Consider the following 18,661-nt stretch of genomic DNA (forward strand, 5'->3'; position numbering starts at 1 on the left):
CGGAATTGGTAGACGCACTAGTTTCAGGTACTAGCGGGTAACTCCGTGGAGGTTCGAGTCCTCTCCTGGGCACCAAATACGACAAGCCGTTGCATGCAAATGCAGCGGCTTTTTCGTTGACGAAGCCCCCCGCCAATGGCAAGCAGCACTGACCCGTGCGGCCATCGATTGACACCTATACGGGACTGATCTTCAGCCCAAGCTGGCTGACCAAAGACGCCCGATGTACCGCATCGGGCATTTTGCATTTTAGGGATAGGTGCGGCCTGCTCTCGTTGTACAGCCGGACCGATTCGCACACCATGGTACGTGCCTGCGAGAGATCCGCAGGTCGTTGCAGCAAGCATTCCATCACGTGCCAGCCAACGATCTTGCGCGAGCAGGCATCGGTCACCATCAGACAGGCAGCCTTCTCCTTAGGGGGCAGATACGTCATGTCAGCGCCCCACAACTGCGCACAGCCACTGGCCACTGTTTTGCCCGGCCCTCCTTGAATAGATTGGCATGCCGTCGGTAGTGATGAGGGCATGGGTGGTCTTGTGGTGCACATGCAGCGGCCGCACCAGCATGCGCGCTTCGCACAGCACGCCGAACAGTGCATCGCGCCCGACCTGGATTCCCGCCTGTTCAAGCGGCAGCTTGAGCAAGTGCAGCAGTTTGCGCGTGCCAATGCGTGGCTGATGACGCCGCTCTTCGCTGACCAACTCCACCACCGCTTTGTCCCGTTCGCTGCGTGCACGCAGGCAGACCAGGCGCTTCTAGTGCGCCTGACGGCTGACCCCCACGTAGCGGCAAGCCCTCGCGACGCTCAACGCTTGGACGAGTTTTTGCGTGAGGACTTGCCCGCAGGCTTTTTTGCGACCTGGACTCCGTAGTCGCGCTTGAGCACGTTTACTGCCGCTTCAAAGAAGGCCGCTTTCTCATTGGCCTGCTTCAGCTGCACTTCCAGTTCCTTGATGCGCAGCTCTGGCGTCAGCGGCTCGGGCGGCTCAGACATCTTCTGCAATCCTTTGCCCCTGGATGATGCAGCCCTCCACTCCTGCCGTCCGTGCTTGCGAAGCCGCACCAGTACGGTAGAGGCACCACGGATTCCGTACCGTTCGTGGACCTGCCGGCACGTCAGCTCTCCTCTTTCAATTTGATCGACTACAGCCAGTTTAAAAGCCAGCGTGTAGTCCCTCTGAGCTCTCTTAACCCATTGCTCCATTTGACTTCCCTTTCTGCTCTACAGAAAGGTGTCAACTCAATTCAGGACGGATCACACAAATGAAAAAGGGAGCCTAACGACTCCCTTTTTCTTTAGCAATCGCCTCTCATCGAGGCGATATGTCGCTTACTTGCGCAGCAATTGCTTGAGCGCGGTCTGCAGGCGACGGGCAGATGCCTCATCGCTGGCACTGCCCAGCACAGTCGCCACGTCCTGACCCCAGGTCTGCTGGGGCGAAGGATCGTTGCGGCGGGTCAGCATCTGCAGCTGCAGCGCACGGCGTGCCGTCAGCTGATCGGCAGGAGTGTGCACATCGGCAGCCATTTCCAGGCGCAGCAGGGCCTCTGCAGCATTGCCCTTGGGCGCAGCAGCCACAGCGCCGGACCAGGAAGAGCGCACAGGTGCCGTCACCTTGCCGCCCAGTTGCTGAGCCGATGGCAGCTGCGCAGCATCACGAGCCTGCCAGGCACCGAGCAACTGAGTCAGCGCTTCGCCGTGTGCCTGAGCCGCCAGCTTGCGCAGAGCTTCCTGGGCATGCTCCACGGCATCACGCTGAGCACGGAAGGCTGGATCGGCCAGGCGCGGCCCGCGCTCTTCGCGCGTGAACTCGCGGCGACCACGACCGGCATCGCGGCTGTCGCGACCATCACGGCCACCGCGCTCGCCACGCGCTGCATCGCGGCCACGGCCGCCATCCTTGCGATCGCCAGGACGAGCGCCTGCAGCAGCTGCAGCTTCCTTCCTCATGCCAGGGCGGTCATCGCCACGCACGGCCACCACGGGGCGTGCCGGCTTGGCCACTGCAGCGGCTTCGCTCGCTTGCGCCTCAACAGCTTCAGACGCTTGCTCCGTCCGGGCCTGGTTTTCATCAGACTTGGCGGGCTGAGCCTTGATGGCTGCTTCGAGCTCGGCCAGCGCTGCGTGAATCTTTTGCACATCGCCGCTGGCATTGGCCGCCTCGACCGCCTTGGACGCATCCAGCACCCGACGATCATGCTCGGACAACTCAACCGCCACCGGGCTGCGACCACCGCGCTCCACGCTCTTGCGATTGAAGGCATCGTCCAGCGGCTTGCGGAATGCATCCCAGAGTTTTTGCTCGTGCTTGCGATCCAGTGGCACCACCTGGGCTTCGGCCTGCCAGCGCTGCTGCAGCGCCTTCACGGCGTCGATGCGCAGACTGGGGGCGGCCCCCAAGGCCGTGGCTTCGTCGATCATGGCATGGCGACGCTCCAGGCTAGCCTTTTGTGCAGCCTGCAGGGGCGCTTCGGCAGCAGCCATGGCCTGCTTGAACAGGGGCTGCAGCTCGGCAAACAGCTTTTCGCCGATATGGCCGCTTTCACGCCAGCGCTCACCAAACTGGCGCAGCGCGCGCAACATGTTCTTCCAGTCCTGGCTGGCCGCATTGGCTGCAGCCCAGGCCTTGATTTCTTCGATCAGCGCCAGACGCTGAGCCTTGGCCTGCGTGCTGTCCTGACGAATCTTGTCGTGCCAGGACTCGACCACCTTGTAGGCTGCGTTGCAGGCCTCGTCAAACTTCTTCCACAGCGCATGATTGGCCACGGCACCTTGATCGGCCTGCTTCCACTGTTCGCGCAGGCTGCGCAGGGTTTCCTGGATCTTGCGACCACCCAGTGCCTGGCCTTCGGGACGGTTGAGCAAGGCTTCGGCCTTGGCCACCAGGTCTTCGCGCAGTTTCTCGGCCAGATGGCGCTGCCAACCCTCGGCTTCACCGGCGGCCAACAGGGCCTCATGCACTTCGCCCACCAGCGCTTCGTCCACAAAGCGGCCATGGGCCTTGATGGCTGCGCGCATGGCCTGGACGGCTTCGGAGCCGGCCTGGCTGTTGCCAGCTGCAGTTTCAGCCTTCAGCGCCTGCAGGGCTTGATCCAGGCCAGCCTTGGCGGCTTCCACCTGCTCGGGCGTGGGCTTGCCACGACCAGCAGCTGCTGCGCGCGGTGCAGCGGGCTTACCCACTTCCACAGCAGCGGCTTCGGGAGGCAGACCGCGAGCCACGCGGATTTCGTCGGCCCAGACAGGAACCGTGGGCAACGGCGCTGCCTCGTCGGCGGCAGCGGCCTCGGTCTGTGCCAGTGCAGACTGGAAAGCATCCCAAACCAGCGCCAGTTGTGCAGAGGCTGCCTCCAGCTGAGGAGGGAAACGGCCGTCCACGCTGCTCCAGCTGGCGTCGCCGGTCAGCTCCTTGGCCTGCTCCTGCCAACGCGCGACATCGACCCCCAGGGCTTCCAGCACCGCCTTGGCATCCTTCCAGGACTTGATGGACAGTACTTCGATGCGCTGCGCCAGCAGCAGCGCCACTTCGCGCTGCACCTGGGTGCGATGCTGCAGGTCTTCCACAGCCTTCACGCGCTCGCCCAGTCGGGCCTTGAACTGCGACAGAGGCTCGCGCGACAGCGCAGCACCGGCCTTGGCTGCATCACGCTGCCAGGCAGCTGCAGCTGCGGCATCGAAGGGCTCTGCAGCCAGCAGGGCCTGAGCCTTCTCGGCCCATTCCACGGAAATTTTTTCCTGATTGGCGGTACGACGGATTTCGTCAAGGCGCTCGCGCACGGCACGGGCAGCACTCTTGTCGCCCTTGCTCAGTTCCTTGTGAACGTCCTGGAGTTGCTCGACCGTGGGCTGAGTCGCCAACCAGTCGCGAATGCGCGCGGCGCGATCACCCGACGTCTCGGCGGAGAAAGCACCACCCGTCAATGCATCCAGCGGATGTTGCTCAGTATTCTTGGCAGAGGCCGGGTTCACTTCAGATGCATCAGACATGGTGCTGCTAGGAGAAATAGATGTCATGTAAGGGTCAGGAAATGCTTGGCAGCCAGCGCAGTCAACGCTGCAACAGGCCAGTGCCAACCCACATGAGGGCAGACTTTCCAAGCGCAAGCCCAGGCACATGAGCACCTGGGCAAACCGGTATTTTCGCCTTTATTTAAAGGCAAGCCAAAAAATGCGAAATCGAGGGGTGTTTTGCAGCACTTTCATCACTGCGCAGACAGGCTCAACTGGGCTCGTGGCGTCCAGTCCTTGTCCTGTGCATCCAGCTTGGGAGCACCCAGGAACAGACGCTCCAGCGGCAGCTGTTGCGTGGCTAGATAGTCCCGCACAGCCACGCCACGCGCCAGCGCCAGCTCGCGCATGGCGTCGTCGGGCACGTTGATGCTGGCCACCAGCAGCGCCGTCATCTGGTCGGCAGGCAGGTCCTTGGCCATTCCGACCATATTGCGGGGCTTTTTGATGTCGGCACGACCGTAAACGGCCTTGAGCAGAGCCGGGCGCTCGGCTTCGCTGAACTCCATCACCTCGTCGCCACTCTTGCCTTCGCGAATCACGTTGCGGCGCTTTTGGGCCAGCAGCAGACGGTCCAGCTCTTCAGTCTTCCAGGCCTCCTTGTCTTGGGCCTCACGCGACTCGCCCACCACCGTCATCTTGAGCGCGGGACGGTCGTTGAGTGCCTTGACGATCTTGGCCAACTGCTCCTTGGCCTTTCCATCGAGCTTGGCGCTGCCCGGCGCAAAGTTGACTGCGCCCGACTCGTCGCCACCCGAAAACGCTCCCGACAACAGCGCAAACGGCGCGGTCACGGCCTTCATGATGATGTTGCCGATCACCTTGAAGATGATGGGAGCCAGACGGAACTGCGGGTCGTTGAGCGAGCCGCTCAGAGGCACATCGAGATCGATCACGCCGTTGCGGTCGGACAGCAGGGCCACGGCCAGCTTGACGGGCAGCGATGCGGGCGCGCCTTCCACCTTGTCGCCAAAGGTCAGTTGGCGCAGCACCAGCTTGTTCGATGCCGTGAGCTGCCCATCAGGCTGCACCTTGTAGTTCACATCCATATAGAGCTTGCCGCGCTCGATGCCATAGCCCGCATACTTGATGGAATATGGAGACAGCGGCGACAGCTCCAGGTCATTCATCTGGGCGCGCACATCCAGCGCCAGAGGCTTGGCCAGCGGGTTGACCTTGCCGCTGATATCGAGCATCGCCGTACCCTGGGCCTTGCCCTTGATTTCAAGATCGGCCATTTGCGGCTCTACCTGGCCTGCAGGAGCCTGCGAAGAGAAGGCGCTCAGACGGCCGTTCAGCTCACTCAGATCGGCCGAGTAGTTGGGCTGAATGAAGTAGTCAGAGAACTGCACCTTGCCGCCCGTCAGTACAATGGGCCCGACCTTGATGATGGGCATGGGGCCGGCATCTTCGGGCTTCACGTGCTCGGCCACGGGCTTGCTGAGTTCGGGCTTCTCGCCAGCAGCCGCCTGTGCGTTCGCCTCTTCGTTCTGCGCGACGGACTGCTCGGACTTTTCGGTCTTCACGATGTCCTGCAGATTGATGCGGCCGTTGCGCTGCACGATGACGCGCGCAAAAAAGTCGCTCAGCGCGGTTTCACGCACGCTCACCCGCAGGGGCTGGGCCGGTTGCATATTCAGATCCAGGCCGCGCACCGCCAGTGTTTTCCAGGCCAGCAAATCATCGCCCAGACCCAGACCTGTGCGCGCAGCCAGTGCCTTGGCACGGTCTGCCGTGGAGTCATTGAGCACCGCCGTCAGCGCACCCTTGGCGGTACTGGGCTTGCCCACCTGCTCCTGCACCGGAGCTGCAAGCGTGGAGCGTACGCGCAGGTCGTTGAGCTCCACATCGCCCAACACGGACAACTGCGGCCCCTTGGCATGGGCCAGATAGTTAAGCTTGCCCCGGAAGTTGCCGTCGGCACGCACCAGATCCACATTGAGCTTGTGACCGAAGTACGGCTCCAGCGCATGCAACGGCACGGCACGGGCCTGCAACTGACCTTGCGCCGAAACAGGGGCCAGACCCAACTGCCCATTGAACTGAATATGACCTGCCTGCACACGGCGACTGGCAGCCAGCTGAGCCGAGACCTCCAGCGGAGTCGGCGCGGCCTTGGCCGCCAGAGGCTCGAAAGCACCCAGGCGTACGCGCAAGGCGCTCACATCCAGCTGCACGGGCCGCGCATTCCCACCTTGCACAGGTGCTGCATCGCGAAACTGCAACGCACCGCCATCCACGGCAATCGCTGCCAGCTTGACCGACCAGGGCTTGCCCGGCTCCGCCTTGCCGCCCTGCGTTGCCGGCTTGGCCGCAGACGCTGCCACGGGCAACCAACGCTCGTACATCCAGTGCCCTTGTGCGTCACGCATTGCCGCGAGTTGCGGCTTCTGCACGGCAATGGCCTGCACCTGCACCTGCCGGGCAGCAAGATCGACCTGAACGCCGCTGACCTTGATCTGCTCGATATTGACAGGGGCCTGCTTGTCCTGCAGCTGCAGTTTGTCGGCGGTCAGCTCTGTCACCTCTGCCACAACGTTGCCCTCACCCCAGGAGATCCGGGCATCGGCGCCCAGCATGGCGCTTAGCTGCGGCTTGAAGTGCGCCTCTATATAGGGCTGCACCCATTGCAGCGGCATCTGCTCGAGCTTGAGATTGAGCCTGCCCGCCTTGTCCGTGGCTTCTCCATCCACAGCCAGCCTGGCTGCCCCTTCCACCCGGGCCTGCTCAGCCGCTTGCAGGCCTGCAGTGGCCGTCAGTTGCAAAGGCGCATTCATGGGCCAAGCCAGATTCCTGGCCTGCAGCACCAAAGGAGCCAGAGTCAGGGCTGCAGGTGCCGCGCCTGTGGCCGCATCCCTCCAATGCACCGTAGCACTATCAATATCGAACTGCTTAACGCTCACTGCGAGGGGCTGGGCGGGCGTCTCGGCCTTGGTTCCCGCTTGGACCGAAGCCTTGGTGTCGGAGGAGTCAGACGCAGGCCCTGCATTCTCGGCAGGCGCTGCTGCAGCGGCGGACGGCGCATGCAACCCCAGCCAGTTGATCACGCCTTGCGCATTGCGGCTGGCATGAATCTCGGGTTTGACCCAGCGCACAGTCTCCAGCGCAATCTGGCTCTGCAGAGGTTGAGCATTCTGGAGCTGCAACTCCAGCGCCTCAAAGTTCAGCAGCGGCGCCCCCTGGCGGTCTTGCAATTCGACGTTGCTCAGGGCCAGCTTGCCGCTGATGCTGACTACAGGCTGATCTTTTTGCTCGAAGCTGATCTGCAGATCCGTATCGAGCACTCCCGAGAGGGGTTGCACGGGAACGCGGGCAGGCACATAGCCCAGATAAGGGGCCAGATCGATTCGATCCCATTTGAGGTGCATCGCCGTCTGACGGGTGTCGGTGAACGGCGTGCTCTCGCCCGACGTGTCGAACTGGCTGCCGTTGAGATCGAAAGCCAGATGCGGCAGCACCTTGATCTCGCGCTTGGACGCCAGATTGCTGATGAAAGGAATGCTCAGCTGCAAATCCTTGAGTTCATGCTTGCGCTGCACAAACTCGTCATTCAGTTCGATACGGCCATCGCGCAACGCAATGTTGTAGAGCGCGAAGCTCACGGGCTTGGACGGCTCTTCGTCCTTTGGCTCGGAGAGCCTGGCAATCACATCGTCGATATCGAGCTTGCCCAGTGAATACTGAGTCAGGCGCACCACCGGCGCATCGACCTCGATCGCATCCAGCACAGGAGCGAGCCTGAACAAGGACTGCGCGCTGGCATTGATGAAGATGCGCTTGATCTCCAGCTGAGGCTCCGCTGCGGACTTCAGATTGGCTTGGCCTGAAAGGTTTTGTGCATCAGAACCATCAGCTACTTTTTTTATAGCTTTATCAATCACCAGATCATGCAAGGTGATGGACATGGCCCAGGGAGCAAACTCGATCTTGCCTACATGCACGCCACGCCCCAGCTTCTCGGAAGCCTGTTTTTCCAGCTGGCTCTTGGCGACCCAAGGCACTACCGCCCAAAGCAGCAGCCATAACAGCAAAAGAGCAAGAACAGACCAGATCAGCCGACGAAGCCAGCGATTCGATGTGAGCAAGGACATGGGTAATTGTTATTGATGCAGAGAATGAAAGCCTTCCAAGACTCTCAGGGGCGGGACCCGCCACGCGCCCGGAACACCACTGTACCTTGAGCGCACCCTGGTGTATCTAGATTGCGCTCTATATATAGATAGAGGCAAGAGGCGGTTTACAGGGAGAAGTTTGCGCTATCGGAGCACCCGCCAGAGGCAGATGCGCGCGGAAAAATGCAAACAATGCGCTGCAGAAAAAGACTCGCCGGAAATGACAAAGCCCGGAAGTGGCGAAACCGACTTCCGGGCTTTACGGCCGGTACCAGACCGGACCGTTTTTCGCGGTTCAAGGAGGGTGTGGTCCTTGCCGCTGGAAGCAAAGATTGCTCCCTTTTGTGCCTCAAGCGAAGATAAAGAGCAAGTGCCAACAGCCCATGGAATCAAAGGCCTCGGCGGAGTTTGCTTTTCCTTTCCTTTGGCAAGCACCTGCAACGTGCAGGCAGATTCACTATATCTGTGCTCGCGTAGGGCTACCAGGCTTTTTGCACTTTATTTCGCCTTGATGACAAATAAAACGATGTGAGCGTATACACCTCTTGAGTCCGTGATTTTTTGCTGTAATTTTTCGAGCAAACTGTACATTCATACAGTTTTTATATAATTTTAAAATCTAAAAAGTATTTTTGTTAGTGTTGACTGAATATTTAGGGCGCTTCTAGAATCCGCCAGCGCTCGAAATGAGCGTTTTTTGTTTCCGCTGCCTCACGACTGAGCAGACCGATCGGCGCCCCAAGGGGCGCTTTTAATCGGCCCGCAGCAAACCTCATCGGCCAGTTGTCCTGGTTGCTCCGCGAGATTGATCCGGTGCGACCTCGGGCGATAGCCAAGAAAGGACAAGCTATGCCAGCGTCAGGAAAATTAATCGCCTCCGCGCGAACGTTGGGCCATAAGACGGCCCACGGTTTTCTTGCTCTTACTCACAACGGTTTCGCCCTGCTGGGCTTGGCCGTGGCCATTTCGGCCCTGATTTTGATCTCTCGTCCGGACCTGCGTCTGGCCGGCGCCACCGAACTGCGCGAGTGGCTCGACACACGCCTGCCCGCCAGCGCCGTTGTAGCAGCCGCCGAAGTGGAGGAAGCCCCTGCTTCCGCCAACATCGTCGTCGCCAGCGACCGCGCCACGGCCGTCAACCCCAAGAACCTGCCCAAGGAGCAGGCGGCTGTCGCCTACTGGCTCAGCAAAAAATACCGGGTGGCGCCCGAACCGATTGCCGCCCTGGTCAGCGAAGCCTATGCCCAGGGCAAGGCCAACAAGCTGGACCCGACGCTGATTCTGGCCATCATGGCGATTGAGTCGAGCTTCAACCCGTTTGCCCAAAGCTCGGTCGGCGCCCAGGGCCTGATGCAGGTGATGACGTCCGTGCACACCGACAAGTACGAAAGCTTTGGCGGCCAGCACGCGGCCTTCGACCCCGTCACCAATCTCAAGGTCGGAGTCAAGGTGCTCAAGGAGTGCATTGCCCGCGCCGGCTCCATCGAGGGTGGGCTGCGCTATTACGTGGGCGCAGCCAATCTTCCTTCGGACGGCGGCTACGCTGCCAAGGTGCTTGCCGAACACCAGCGCCTGCGCCAAGGCGTGGGACTGCAGGCCAGCCCGCTGATGACGGCCAAGTCCGACGAGGCCACCAAGGTCTCTCACGCTCAGCAAGTGGCACTGGCCAACTCCAACCTCTAAGCGGCAGATCCCTGCATTTCTCAAGCTGGCTGCGGCCAGCTTTTTTTATGCCCCGGCCAGGGCCAGCGGGAAAAACGGGCATAGGCTCTGCGGCCATGCCGGCTCAGCTACACTAACGGGTGTACGCAACTGGCGATAGGCGCAGAATTTTCTGCCGCTGACGTGGAATCCGGCAGACTGCAAGGTCTGTGAACCACCGGGGAGCGTACCGCCCAGGGTCGCAGCGACTGCAGCCTGCAAGCGTTTCAGCCGTTCGCCTGGGCAGCCCTTGGCCTCAAGGGAATTTCTAAGTTCACAGGACTGCCATGTTTCAACGCACCGATACCGTCGCGAAAGTCGACCCCGAACTGTTTGCAGCTATTGAAGCTGAAGACCATCGCCAGCAAGAGCACATCGAGCTGATCGCCAGCGAGAACTACTGCTCGCCCGCCGTGATGGAAGCCCAGGGCTCCCAGCTGACCAACAAGTACGCCGAAGGCTACCCCGGCAAGCGCTACTACGGTGGCTGCGAGCATGTGGACGTGGTCGAGCAACTGGCCATTGACCGCATCAAGCAGATCTTTGGCGCCGAAGCTGCCAACGTGCAACCCAATTCCGGCTCCCAGGCCAACCAGGCAGTGCTGATGGCTTTCGCCAAGCCCGGCGACACCATTCTGGGCATGAGCCTGGCCGAAGGCGGTCACCTGACCCACGGCATGGCGCTGAACATGTCCGGCAAATGGTTCAAGGCCGTCTCCTATGGCCTGAACGCCGACGAAGCCATCGACTACGACAAGCTCGAAGAGCTGGCACGCGAGCACAAGCCCCGCATCATCGTGGCCGGCGCTTCCGCCTATGCCCTTCGCATCGACTTCGAGCGCTTCGCAAAAATCGCCAAGGAAGTCGGAGCCATCTTCTGGGTGGACATGGCCCACTATGCCGGTCTGATCGCCGCAGGCGTGTACCCCAACCCCGTGCCCCACGCCGACGTGGTCACCACCACCACTCACAAGAGCCTGCGCGGCCCTCGTGGCGGCGTGATCCTGATGAAGGCCGAGCACGAGAAGGCCATCAACAGCGCCATCTTCCCCGGCCTGCAAGGCGGCCCCCTGATGCATGTCATCGCCGGCAAGGCCGTGGCCTTCAAGGAAGCCCTGACTCCCGAGTTCAAGGCCTACCAGGAACAGGTCGTGAAGAATGCCAAGGTGTTTGCCGAGACGCTGACCGAGCGCGGTCTGCGCATCGTCTCCGGCCGCACCGAAAGCCACGTGATGCTGGTGGACCTGCGTGCCAAGGGCATTACCGGCAAGGCTGCCGAAGCGGCCCTGGGTCTGGCTCACATCACCGTGAACAAGAACGCCATCCCCAACGACCCCGAGAAGCCCTTCGTGACCAGCGGCATCCGTATCGGCACTCCTGCCATGACCACCCGTGGTTTCGGCGAGGAAGAAACCCGCATCACCGCCAACCTGGTGGCTGACGTGCTGGACAAGCCCGAAGACGAAGCCAATCTGGCCGCCGTGCGCGCCAAGGTGGCCGAGCTGACTGCCAAGTTCCCTGTCTACAGCAAGTAAATCCTGCTGCGCTGAGCTGTCATGAAGTGCCCCTTCTGCAACCACCCGGACACGCAAGTTGTTGAAACCCGCGAGTCCGAGGACGGGGGCTTCATCCGCCGCCGCCGCCGCTGTGGCGGCTGCGACAAGCGCTTCACGACCTACGAGCGCCCCGAGGTCAGCTTTCCGACCGTGGTCAAGAGAGACGGCCGGCGCATCGAATACGAGCGCGCCAAGCTGCAAGGCTCTTTTCAGATCGCGCTGCGCAAGCGCCCCGTGAGCACCGAGCTCATCGATGCAGCCATAGAGCGCATCGAGGACAGGCTGCTCAATCTGGGTCAGCGTGAAATCGACTCCAGCCGCCTCGGCGAGCTGGTGATGGACGAGCTCAAGGGCCTGGACAAGGTCGGCTATATCCGCTTTGCCAGCGTCTACCGCAGCTTCGAGGATGTGGACGACTTCAAGAACATCATGGATGAGGTTCGCAGTCCCAAGGCCAAGGCCGCCAGAAAGCCCCAGGCCTGAGCGCCGCCATGACAAAAGCCACCCTCGGGTGGCTTTTGTTTTGTGTGCCTGGCGGTAGGCGAACGCTATGAAATAGTGAGCTTCTATCGCTTTATATAAAAGGATATCAGATAGATATTCATATGAAATCCTTAATGGACAAGCGCAATACGCTCCTTTAAAGGTAGCGTCATCGGGCCGCTGCGGCTTTGCTCGCGCACATGCTCGGCCAGGGCATCCAGATCCAGCATGCCGCCCACCACATCGATGCCTTGCGTGAAGATGCTGAAGTTGTCGCCGCCGCTGCCCAGATAGCTTTGCAGCCCCACACGGTAGTGCTGCGACATCTCGAGCTGCCGGCCGTTCAGGCGCAGCTCGCTCACGCGCCGGCCTGCGGGCTGGCTGCGGTCGAGGCGGTAGCTGAAGCCCTCGGACACCTGCAGGATGCGCGGTGCGCTCACGGTGTTGCTGCCGCTGTCGAATTGCTGCTCCAGCGCCTGGCGAATCTGCTCGCCCGTCAGGCTCATCACCATCAGCGTATTGCCGAACGGCTGAACGCTGAACAGCTGGCCATAGGTCACGCTGCCGTCGACCGCAGGCACCAGGTCGGCGCGCACGCCGCCGGGGTTCACAAAGGCTAGCTGCGCCCCGCCCGCGGCGGCATCGCGCGTGGCCGCGAGTATGGAGTCGGCCACGATGCGCCCCATCACGCTTTCGCCATTGACTTGAGGCATGCGGCTGGCAGCTGCGGCCAGCCGCCCTGCGTCGGCTTCGGCCAGCGGCCGGGCCGCAGCCTGGTAGCGCGCCACCAGCGCCGCAACCTGGGCGTCGGCATCAAAGACCGGAAATTCGGGCTGCAGGCCCACCAGACCGGCAGGGCTGCGATAGGCCTCGCCTTGCACAATATTCTGGCGCGCCGATTTGCGGCTCACGCGGCGTGTGCGCGCATCCACCGTGAGCCTGACCTCGGTCAGCAGCGTGCCGTACTGGCCGGCGCTGGTCAGTAAAAACGGCTTGCGGGCATCCACCCTGGCGTAATCGCAAATATAGGAGCGATGGGTATGACCGGAGATCACCACATCGACCTCGCCCGAGAGCTGCTCCAGAATCGGCACGATGGCGCCGGAGAGGCCTTTGCAACTATCGTCCTGCAGGCCGGACGTGGTGGCCCCGCCCTCATGGATCAGCACCACGATCACATCGGCCCCCTGCGCACGCAGCTGTGGAATCAGCGCATTGGCCGTCTGCGCCTCGTCGGCAAACCTCAGCCCCCTGACCCCGCTGGGGCGCACCATATGCGGCGTGTTCCTGAGCGTCATGCCGATAAAGCCCACGCCTATGCGCAGACCGTCCTGCTCGAAGAACTTCACCCCGGTTGCCGGCAGCAGCGGCCGGCCGTCGCCGCGCAGCGTATTGGCCGCAAGAAACGGGAACTGCGCCCCCTTGAAGGGCTTGCTGATCTGGCAGGGCTGCTTGTTCGTGAACTTCTCGCAGCCACCACTTTGCATGCGCTGCAGCTCGGCCACACCCTGGTCGTATTCGTGATTGCCGGTGGCCGCGAAGTCCACCCGCATGAGGTTGAGCACTTCTATCGTCGGCTCATCGAGAAACAGCGCAGAGACCATGGGCGAAGCCCCGATCATGTCCCCGGCCGCGACCAGCGCCACATGGCGGCTGGCCTGGCGACGCTGCGCGATGGCCCGGGCCATGTAGGCCACGCCGCCGGCGGGCACGGCGACGCTCTGCCCCTGCGCATTCTGGGCCGTCACCGCCAGCCCGGGCGGCTCCAGATGGCCGTGCAGGTCATTGAAGCCCAGCACGGTGATCTCCATGCTGGCCGGCCTGAGCGCACCGCCACCGCAGGCACTCAAACCCAGCGCGAGCAGCGCAGCGCACATGGGACGGGAGGCATTGCGAAAAGCGCAACGCCAGCCTGGCGACAAGGCGCGAGACTGGCGTTGATCCGGTTTTTTGTCAGCTGCAACCATCGGACTCTCCTGAGTCAGAGGTTGTAACGCACAAAAAGGTCTGGGCGATGTCAGCTGGCCGAGGCCGGAATCGGGGCCAGGCCGGAATCCACATCGGCATTCTGCGCGCGGTGGCGCAGCGCATGGTCCATCACCACCAGCGCCAGCAGCGCCTCGGCAATCGGCGCGGCACGAATGCCCACGCAAGGGTCGTGACGGCCCTTGGTGATGACTTCGGTGCTTTGACCTTGCATATCGATGGATTCACGCGGCGTGATGATGGAGCTGGTGGGCTTGATGCCGATGCGCACTTCCAGATCCTGGCCGGTGCTGATGCCGCCCACGATACCGCCCGCGTTATTGCTGCGGAAACCCTCGGGACTCAGCGAATCGCCATGCGTGGTGCCGCGCTGGGCCACGCTGTCAAAGCCTGCGCCGATCTCCACGGCCTTGACGGCATTCAGGCCCATCATGGCGTAGGCGATGTCGGCGTCCAGTCGGTCATACAGGGGCTGGCCCAGGCCGACCGGCATATTGCTGGCGTTCACACGCAGCGCCGCACCGCAGGAGTCGCCGCTCTTGCGCAGCTGCTCCATGTATTCCTCAAAGCGGCTCACATCGGCCACGGGCGCGAAAAAGGGGTTGTGCGGCACATGCTCCCAGCTCTCGAAACCGATGGGCAGCTCGCCGATCTGGGTCATGCAGGCGCGGAACTCGGTGCCGAACTTTTCCTTGAGCCACTTCTTGGCCACGGCACCTGCGGCCACGGTAGGCGCCGTCAGGCGTGCCGAGGAGCGGCCGCCACCGCGCGGATCGCGGATGCCGTACTTCTGGAAGTAGGCGTAGTCGGCATGACCGGGACGAAAGCTCTGCGCGATATTGGAGTAATCCTTGCTGCGCTGATCGGTGTTGCGGATCAGCAGGGCGATCGGCGTGCCTGTGGTCCTGCCTTCGTACACGCCGGAGAGAATCTCCACCGCATCGGGCTCGTTGCGCTGCGTGACGAACTTGCTGGTGCCGGGGCGACGACGATCCAGATCATGCTGGATATCCGCCTCGCTCAAGGCCATGCCCGGGGGGCAGCCGTCAATCACACAGCCAATGGCCGGACCGTGGGACTCACCAAAATTGGTGACCGTGAAAATAGTGCCGAAGGTATTGCCGCTCATAGGCTGCCGATTATCGTTGAAGTGATGATTGACGGCTGCGCGCTGTCATGCCAAAAGTCTTTTCACCATGCTCAGACCAGGCAGGACATGAAAAACCCCGCCTCGGCGGGGTCTGCAGCAAAAGCCGGGCGTGAAACGCTGGCTTATTCGGCACCCTGGCGTTCGCCTTCGGGCCAGTCGCGGATATAGGCCTTGAGCATGCGGTTCTCGAAGTTCTGGCTGTCCACCACGGCCTTGGCCACGTCATACAGCGAGATCACGCCCATCAGCATGCGCTTGTCCATCACGGGCATATAGCGCGCATGACGGTCCAGCATCATGCGGCGCACTTCGTCCATATCGGTTTCCATGGTGCAGGTCATGGGCGCGTCGTCCATGGCGCCGCGCACGGAGAGGTTCTCCACGCCGCCGGTCTTCACAAAGCCCTGGATCACTTCGCGGAAGGTGAGCATGCCCACCACATCGCCGTGATCCATCACGACCAGCGAGCCAATGTCCTTCTCCGACATCACCTGCACCGCCGCGGCCAGGCTTTCGTCGGGCGACACCGTGTACAGGGTATTACCTTTGACGCGCAGGATGTCACTAACTTTCATTGCTGTTCTCCGAAATCTGTTTGGCACACCGTGGCAGCTTTTGTCCTGCATGTGTCAGCACATGCGGCATCGCTTTACACAGAATGCAGGTGCGTGCACAAATATAGCCCACAATGGCTTGCATTGAGAAAAACTAAAGCAATGACGAAACACATGAATTTCTACATATTCATTCGTCTATCCGACCAAATCGATATTTGATTGCGTGCTTGATCACACATTGCGTCGATCAAAACCAGCCATGGAGACAAAACATGCCCGGCTACTCTGACCCCGGCTTTGACACCCTGAGCCTGCATGCAGGCGCCCAGCCCGACCCCGCCACCGGCGCACGTGCCGTACCCATCCATCTGACCACGTCCTTTGTCTTCGAATCCAGCGACCACGCGGCAAGCCTGTTCAATCTGGAGCGACCCGGCCATGTCTACAGCCGCATCTCCAACCCCACCAATGCGGTGCTGGAGCAGCGCGTCTCGGCCCTGGAAGGCGGCGTGGGCGCCATTGCCGTGGCCAGCGGCCAGGCGGCGCTGCACCTGTCGATTGCCACGCTGATGGGCGCGGGCAGCCACATCGTGGCCAGCACGGCGCTGTATGGCGGCTCGCAGAACCTGCTGCACTACACGCTGGCGCGCTTCGGCATCGAGACCACGTTTGTGAAGCCCGGCGACATCGATGGCTGGAAGGCTGCGGTGCGCCCCAACACCAAGCTGTTCTTTGGCGAGACCGTGGGCAACCCCGGCCTGGATGTGCTGGACATTCCCACCGTGAGCCAGATCGCCCACGAAGCCGGCGTTCCGCTGCTGGTGGACTCCACCCTCACCTCGCCCTGGCTGATCAAGCCCTTCGAGCATGGCGCGGACATCGTCTACCACTCGGCCACCAAGTTTCTGTCCGGTCACGGCACGGTGATTGGCGGCATCGTCGTCGATGGCGGCAGCTTCGACTGGGAAAAGTCGGGGCGCTTTCCCGAGCTGACCCAGCCCTATGACGGCTTTCACAACATGGTGTTCAGCGAGGAGTCCACCACGGGCGCCTTTTTGCTGCGCGCCCGCCGCGAAGGCCTGCGTGACTTCGGCGCCTGCATGAGCCCGCACAGCGCCTGGCTGATCCTGCAAGGCATAGAGACCCTGCCGCTGCGCATGGAGCGCCATATGCGCAACACCGAAAAAGTGGTGCAGTTCCTCGCCAGCCACCCGCTGGTCAGTCACGTGGGCCACCCCATGCTGGAGACCCACCCCTCGCACGCTCTGGCCAGCAAGCTGCTGCCGCGCGGCGCAGGCTCTGTGTTCAGCTTTGACATTGTGGGCAACCGCAACCAGGGCAAGAAGTTCATCGAGACACTGAAGGTCTTCAGCCATCTGGCCAATGTGGGCGACTGCCGCTCTCTGGTGATCCACCCCGCCAGTACCACGCATTTCCGCATGAGCGACGAGGCGCTGACCCAGGCAGGCATCGGCCAGGGAACGATCCGGCTGTCTATCGGCCTGGAAGATGCCGACGATCTGATTGACGACCTCAAGCGCGCCCTCAAGGCGGCCGAGAAAGCGGCCTGAGAGACCTGAACAAACATGGTTGCCACAACTTCTGCATCGCTGGACTGGAAGCAGTTTGAACAGACTTTATTCAGCATCTACTGGCAAGATGCTCAGGCGTTCCTGGCCGCGAACCCTCAGGAAAGCATCTACGCACTGGCACTGAACGGCCTGTACCGCGAGCAGGACGGCCCCATTTATCTGCCCACGCTGTCCGCCAATAGCGAGCGGGCCTATTCACAAATGGTGAATGCCCCATCGCCGCAGAGTCGCTTGTCCGAATTCGACCTGGATACCGGCCGGTTGGGCACTCTGCGCTGGAATCCTCCGGATTGGGAATGGGAAGCGCTGGATTCAGCCTCCGACTCTCAGGAGTTGGAGCAACTGGAGCAAGCCTTGCTGGCCGAAGCCAATAAAAGCACGCCTGCCCACTGGTTGCGTACCGAGGCGCACCTGATCAAGGCGCTGATCCGCATCTGCAAGCAGCTGACCAAAGCCTGTCAAAAATCGCCCTGGGCCAGCCAGCTCACTCCAGAGTTTGCGGTGCTGATCTATGTGCAAGACACTCAGGAATGCGAAGCCCTGGCGCGCCAGAGCATGGGGCAGGCGCGCTTTCTTGCCTTGTTTCCCAGCCATGACCTGGATGCGCAAAGACGCGCCAGAGTGGCTGCACTCTCCCCCGCTCAACAGCTGCAATACCATTTGAGCTGCCTGGAAGGTATCGGGTGCACGGAACTGGGACTGAGCCGCAAAGAGGCGCAATCGCTGGGCGAGGAGGCAGAAGCTGCTCTGCTTGTCATGGATCACCGCCAGGTGGCTCATGCGCTGCTGCCCATGCTGACTCGGCCTGGCAAACAGTGGCGTGCGGCCATGCTGCTGGCCCAGATGGCCTACCGGGACGAACAGATACTGACTGCACTGCGTCAGCAGGTGCAGGCCCCCATCCACAGCCCCGGGCAAGAAAGCGAGCGAGGCTGGTGCGCCAGTGCCCTGGGGGCGTTAGGCGACCAGGAATGGCTGCAGCAGCAAATAGGTGGCCCGGCCGTGCCTGCGGACAGGATCGCGCAAGGCATTGCCTACCCCTACCGCTCCTGGAACAGCAAGCCGGGAACCACGCCCCTGCACCTTGACTACGCGCCACTGGAGCGGGCGCTCGACCTCAAGCACCCGGCCTTGACCCAGGCGCTGAATGAAGAGCTATCACCTGGAGGTGGTTATTGCAGCCTTCGGGTTGCGGATTTGGAGCAAGCCCTGTGCGCTTTGCAGTCCGCTCACGCTCTGGTGCGCGTGCATGCTGCCTGCATCATGGGAGAGCGAAGCCTTGGTGCCGCTGCGGGCAGGCGCATCACCCCTGCACTGGCACAGGCCCTGAGTCACGACAGCAACGACGGCGTACGCTATCAGGCCATGCTGGGCCTGCGGTATTGGAAAAAAGCCAGCGCAGCGCAGCGAGCTGCGATTGAGCATGCCGCCGCACACGATGCCTGCGACAACATACGTGAGCTGGCTCAGCAATGGCTTGGTGAACACGGCTGAACCACAAAGAACAGAACCGGA

The 18,661-nt window shown here is 61.9% G+C and carries 10 protein-coding genes, 1 tRNA gene, 1 pseudogene and 1 riboswitch; of the genes and pseudogenes, 6 read left to right on the forward strand and 6 right to left on the reverse strand.

The window, feature by feature from the left end; genetic code table 11:
- Window positions 1-75 (forward strand) — tRNA-Leu (locus tag AC1RTQ_RS15345).
- 100 nt (window positions 76-175) lie between these two features.
- Here AC1RTQ_RS15345 and AC1RTQ_RS15350 read toward each other — a convergent pair.
- The 3 genes and pseudogenes from AC1RTQ_RS15350 to AC1RTQ_RS15360 all read right to left on the reverse strand — a co-directional run bounded on the left by AC1RTQ_RS15350 (window position 176) and on the right by AC1RTQ_RS15360 (window position 8,100).
- Window positions 176-1,207: pseudogene (locus AC1RTQ_RS15350) on the reverse strand (IS3 family transposase).
- Between the two features lie 126 nt (window positions 1,208-1,333).
- Complete coding sequence (locus AC1RTQ_RS15355) at window positions 1,334-3,988, reverse strand: DUF349 domain-containing protein (RefSeq protein ID WP_492876960.1); 2,655 nt, start codon at window positions 3,986-3,988, stop codon at window positions 1,334-1,336.
- Between the two features lie 215 nt (window positions 3,989-4,203).
- On the reverse strand, window positions 4,204-8,100 hold the full coding sequence (locus AC1RTQ_RS15360; RefSeq protein ID WP_492876962.1) for a DUF748 domain-containing protein: 3,897 nt from the start codon (window positions 8,098-8,100) through the stop codon (window positions 4,204-4,206).
- Window positions 8,101-8,970: 870 nt separating this feature from the next.
- On the opposite strand from AC1RTQ_RS15360, the gene AC1RTQ_RS15365 reads away from it, so the two are divergent.
- The 3 genes from AC1RTQ_RS15365 (at window position 8,971) to nrdR (ending at window position 11,861) form a co-directional block, all read left to right on the forward strand.
- Window positions 8,971-9,804, forward strand: a complete 834-nt coding sequence (locus tag AC1RTQ_RS15365) for a lytic transglycosylase domain-containing protein (RefSeq protein ID WP_492876964.1) — start codon at window positions 8,971-8,973, stop codon at window positions 9,802-9,804.
- A gap of 115 nt (window positions 9,805-9,919) precedes the next feature.
- A riboswitch (ZMP/ZTP riboswitch) is annotated at window positions 9,920-10,074 on the forward strand.
- A gap of 35 nt (window positions 10,075-10,109) precedes the next feature.
- Window positions 10,110-11,357, forward strand: a complete 1,248-nt coding sequence (gene glyA / locus AC1RTQ_RS15370; RefSeq protein ID WP_302089899.1) for a serine hydroxymethyltransferase — start codon at window positions 10,110-10,112, stop codon at window positions 11,355-11,357.
- A 21-nt stretch (window positions 11,358-11,378) separates the two neighbouring features.
- Window positions 11,379-11,861: a transcriptional regulator NrdR gene (gene nrdR, locus AC1RTQ_RS15375; protein ID WP_087081895.1), complete on the forward strand. Its 483-nt coding sequence runs from the start codon at window positions 11,379-11,381 to the stop codon at window positions 11,859-11,861.
- A 131-nt stretch (window positions 11,862-11,992) separates the two neighbouring features.
- Here nrdR and AC1RTQ_RS15380 read toward each other — a convergent pair whose 3' ends face one another.
- From AC1RTQ_RS15380 to AC1RTQ_RS15390, 3 genes are all read right to left on the reverse strand, one after another.
- Window positions 11,993-13,828: a bifunctional metallophosphatase/5'-nucleotidase gene (locus AC1RTQ_RS15380; RefSeq protein WP_492876967.1), complete on the reverse strand. Its 1,836-nt coding sequence runs from the start codon at window positions 13,826-13,828 to the stop codon at window positions 11,993-11,995.
- 50 nt (window positions 13,829-13,878) lie between these two features.
- The gene (gene aroC, locus AC1RTQ_RS15385) at window positions 13,879-14,976 is read right to left on the reverse strand and encodes a chorismate synthase (RefSeq protein ID WP_492876969.1); all 1,098 of its coding nucleotides are present in this window, start codon (window positions 14,974-14,976) and stop codon (window positions 13,879-13,881) included.
- Between the two features lie 143 nt (window positions 14,977-15,119).
- Window positions 15,120-15,572 carry a CBS domain-containing protein gene (locus AC1RTQ_RS15390; protein ID WP_302089896.1) on the reverse strand — a complete coding sequence of 151 codons (453 nt, stop codon included), beginning with the start codon at window positions 15,570-15,572 and terminating at the stop codon, window positions 15,120-15,122.
- Window positions 15,573-15,826: 254 nt separating this feature from the next.
- On the opposite strand from AC1RTQ_RS15390, the gene AC1RTQ_RS15395 reads away from it, so the two are divergent.
- Window positions 15,827-17,125 (forward strand): O-acetylhomoserine aminocarboxypropyltransferase, encoded by a 1,299-nt coding sequence (locus tag AC1RTQ_RS15395; RefSeq protein WP_492876971.1) that lies wholly within the window; start codon window positions 15,827-15,829, stop codon window positions 17,123-17,125.
- A gap of 15 nt (window positions 17,126-17,140) precedes the next feature.
- Window positions 17,141-18,640, forward strand: a complete 1,500-nt coding sequence (locus tag AC1RTQ_RS15400) for a DUF4303 domain-containing protein (RefSeq protein WP_492876973.1) — start codon at window positions 17,141-17,143, stop codon at window positions 18,638-18,640.
- The last annotated feature ends 21 nt before the right edge of the window (window positions 18,641-18,661 follow it).

Source organism: Comamonas sp. GW821-FHT11H03, from assembly GCF_058807955.1.

Bases quoted from the DNA above. Each gene is read 5' to 3' on its own strand.
- AC1RTQ_RS15355 (WP_492876960.1), bottom strand. From the start codon at position 3,988: ATGTCTGATGCATCTGAAGTGAACCCGGCCTCTGCCAAGAATACTGAG.
- AC1RTQ_RS15360 (WP_492876962.1), bottom strand. From the start codon at position 8,100: ATGTCCTTGCTCACATCGAATCGCTGGCTTCGTCGGCTGATCTGGTCT.
- AC1RTQ_RS15365 (WP_492876964.1), top strand. From the start codon at position 8,971: ATGCCAGCGTCAGGAAAATTAATCGCCTCCGCGCGAACGTTGGGCCAT.
- glyA (WP_302089899.1), top strand. From the start codon at position 10,110: ATGTTTCAACGCACCGATACCGTCGCGAAAGTCGACCCCGAACTGTTT.
- nrdR (WP_087081895.1), top strand. From the start codon at position 11,379: ATGAAGTGCCCCTTCTGCAACCACCCGGACACGCAAGTTGTTGAAACC.
- AC1RTQ_RS15380 (WP_492876967.1), bottom strand. From the start codon at position 13,828: ATGGTTGCAGCTGACAAAAAACCGGATCAACGCCAGTCTCGCGCCTTG.
- aroC (WP_492876969.1), bottom strand. From the start codon at position 14,976: ATGAGCGGCAATACCTTCGGCACTATTTTCACGGTCACCAATTTTGGT.
- AC1RTQ_RS15390 (WP_302089896.1), bottom strand. From the start codon at position 15,572: ATGAAAGTTAGTGACATCCTGCGCGTCAAAGGTAATACCCTGTACACG.
- AC1RTQ_RS15395 (WP_492876971.1), top strand. From the start codon at position 15,827: ATGCCCGGCTACTCTGACCCCGGCTTTGACACCCTGAGCCTGCATGCA.
- AC1RTQ_RS15400 (WP_492876973.1), top strand. From the start codon at position 17,141: ATGGTTGCCACAACTTCTGCATCGCTGGACTGGAAGCAGTTTGAACAG.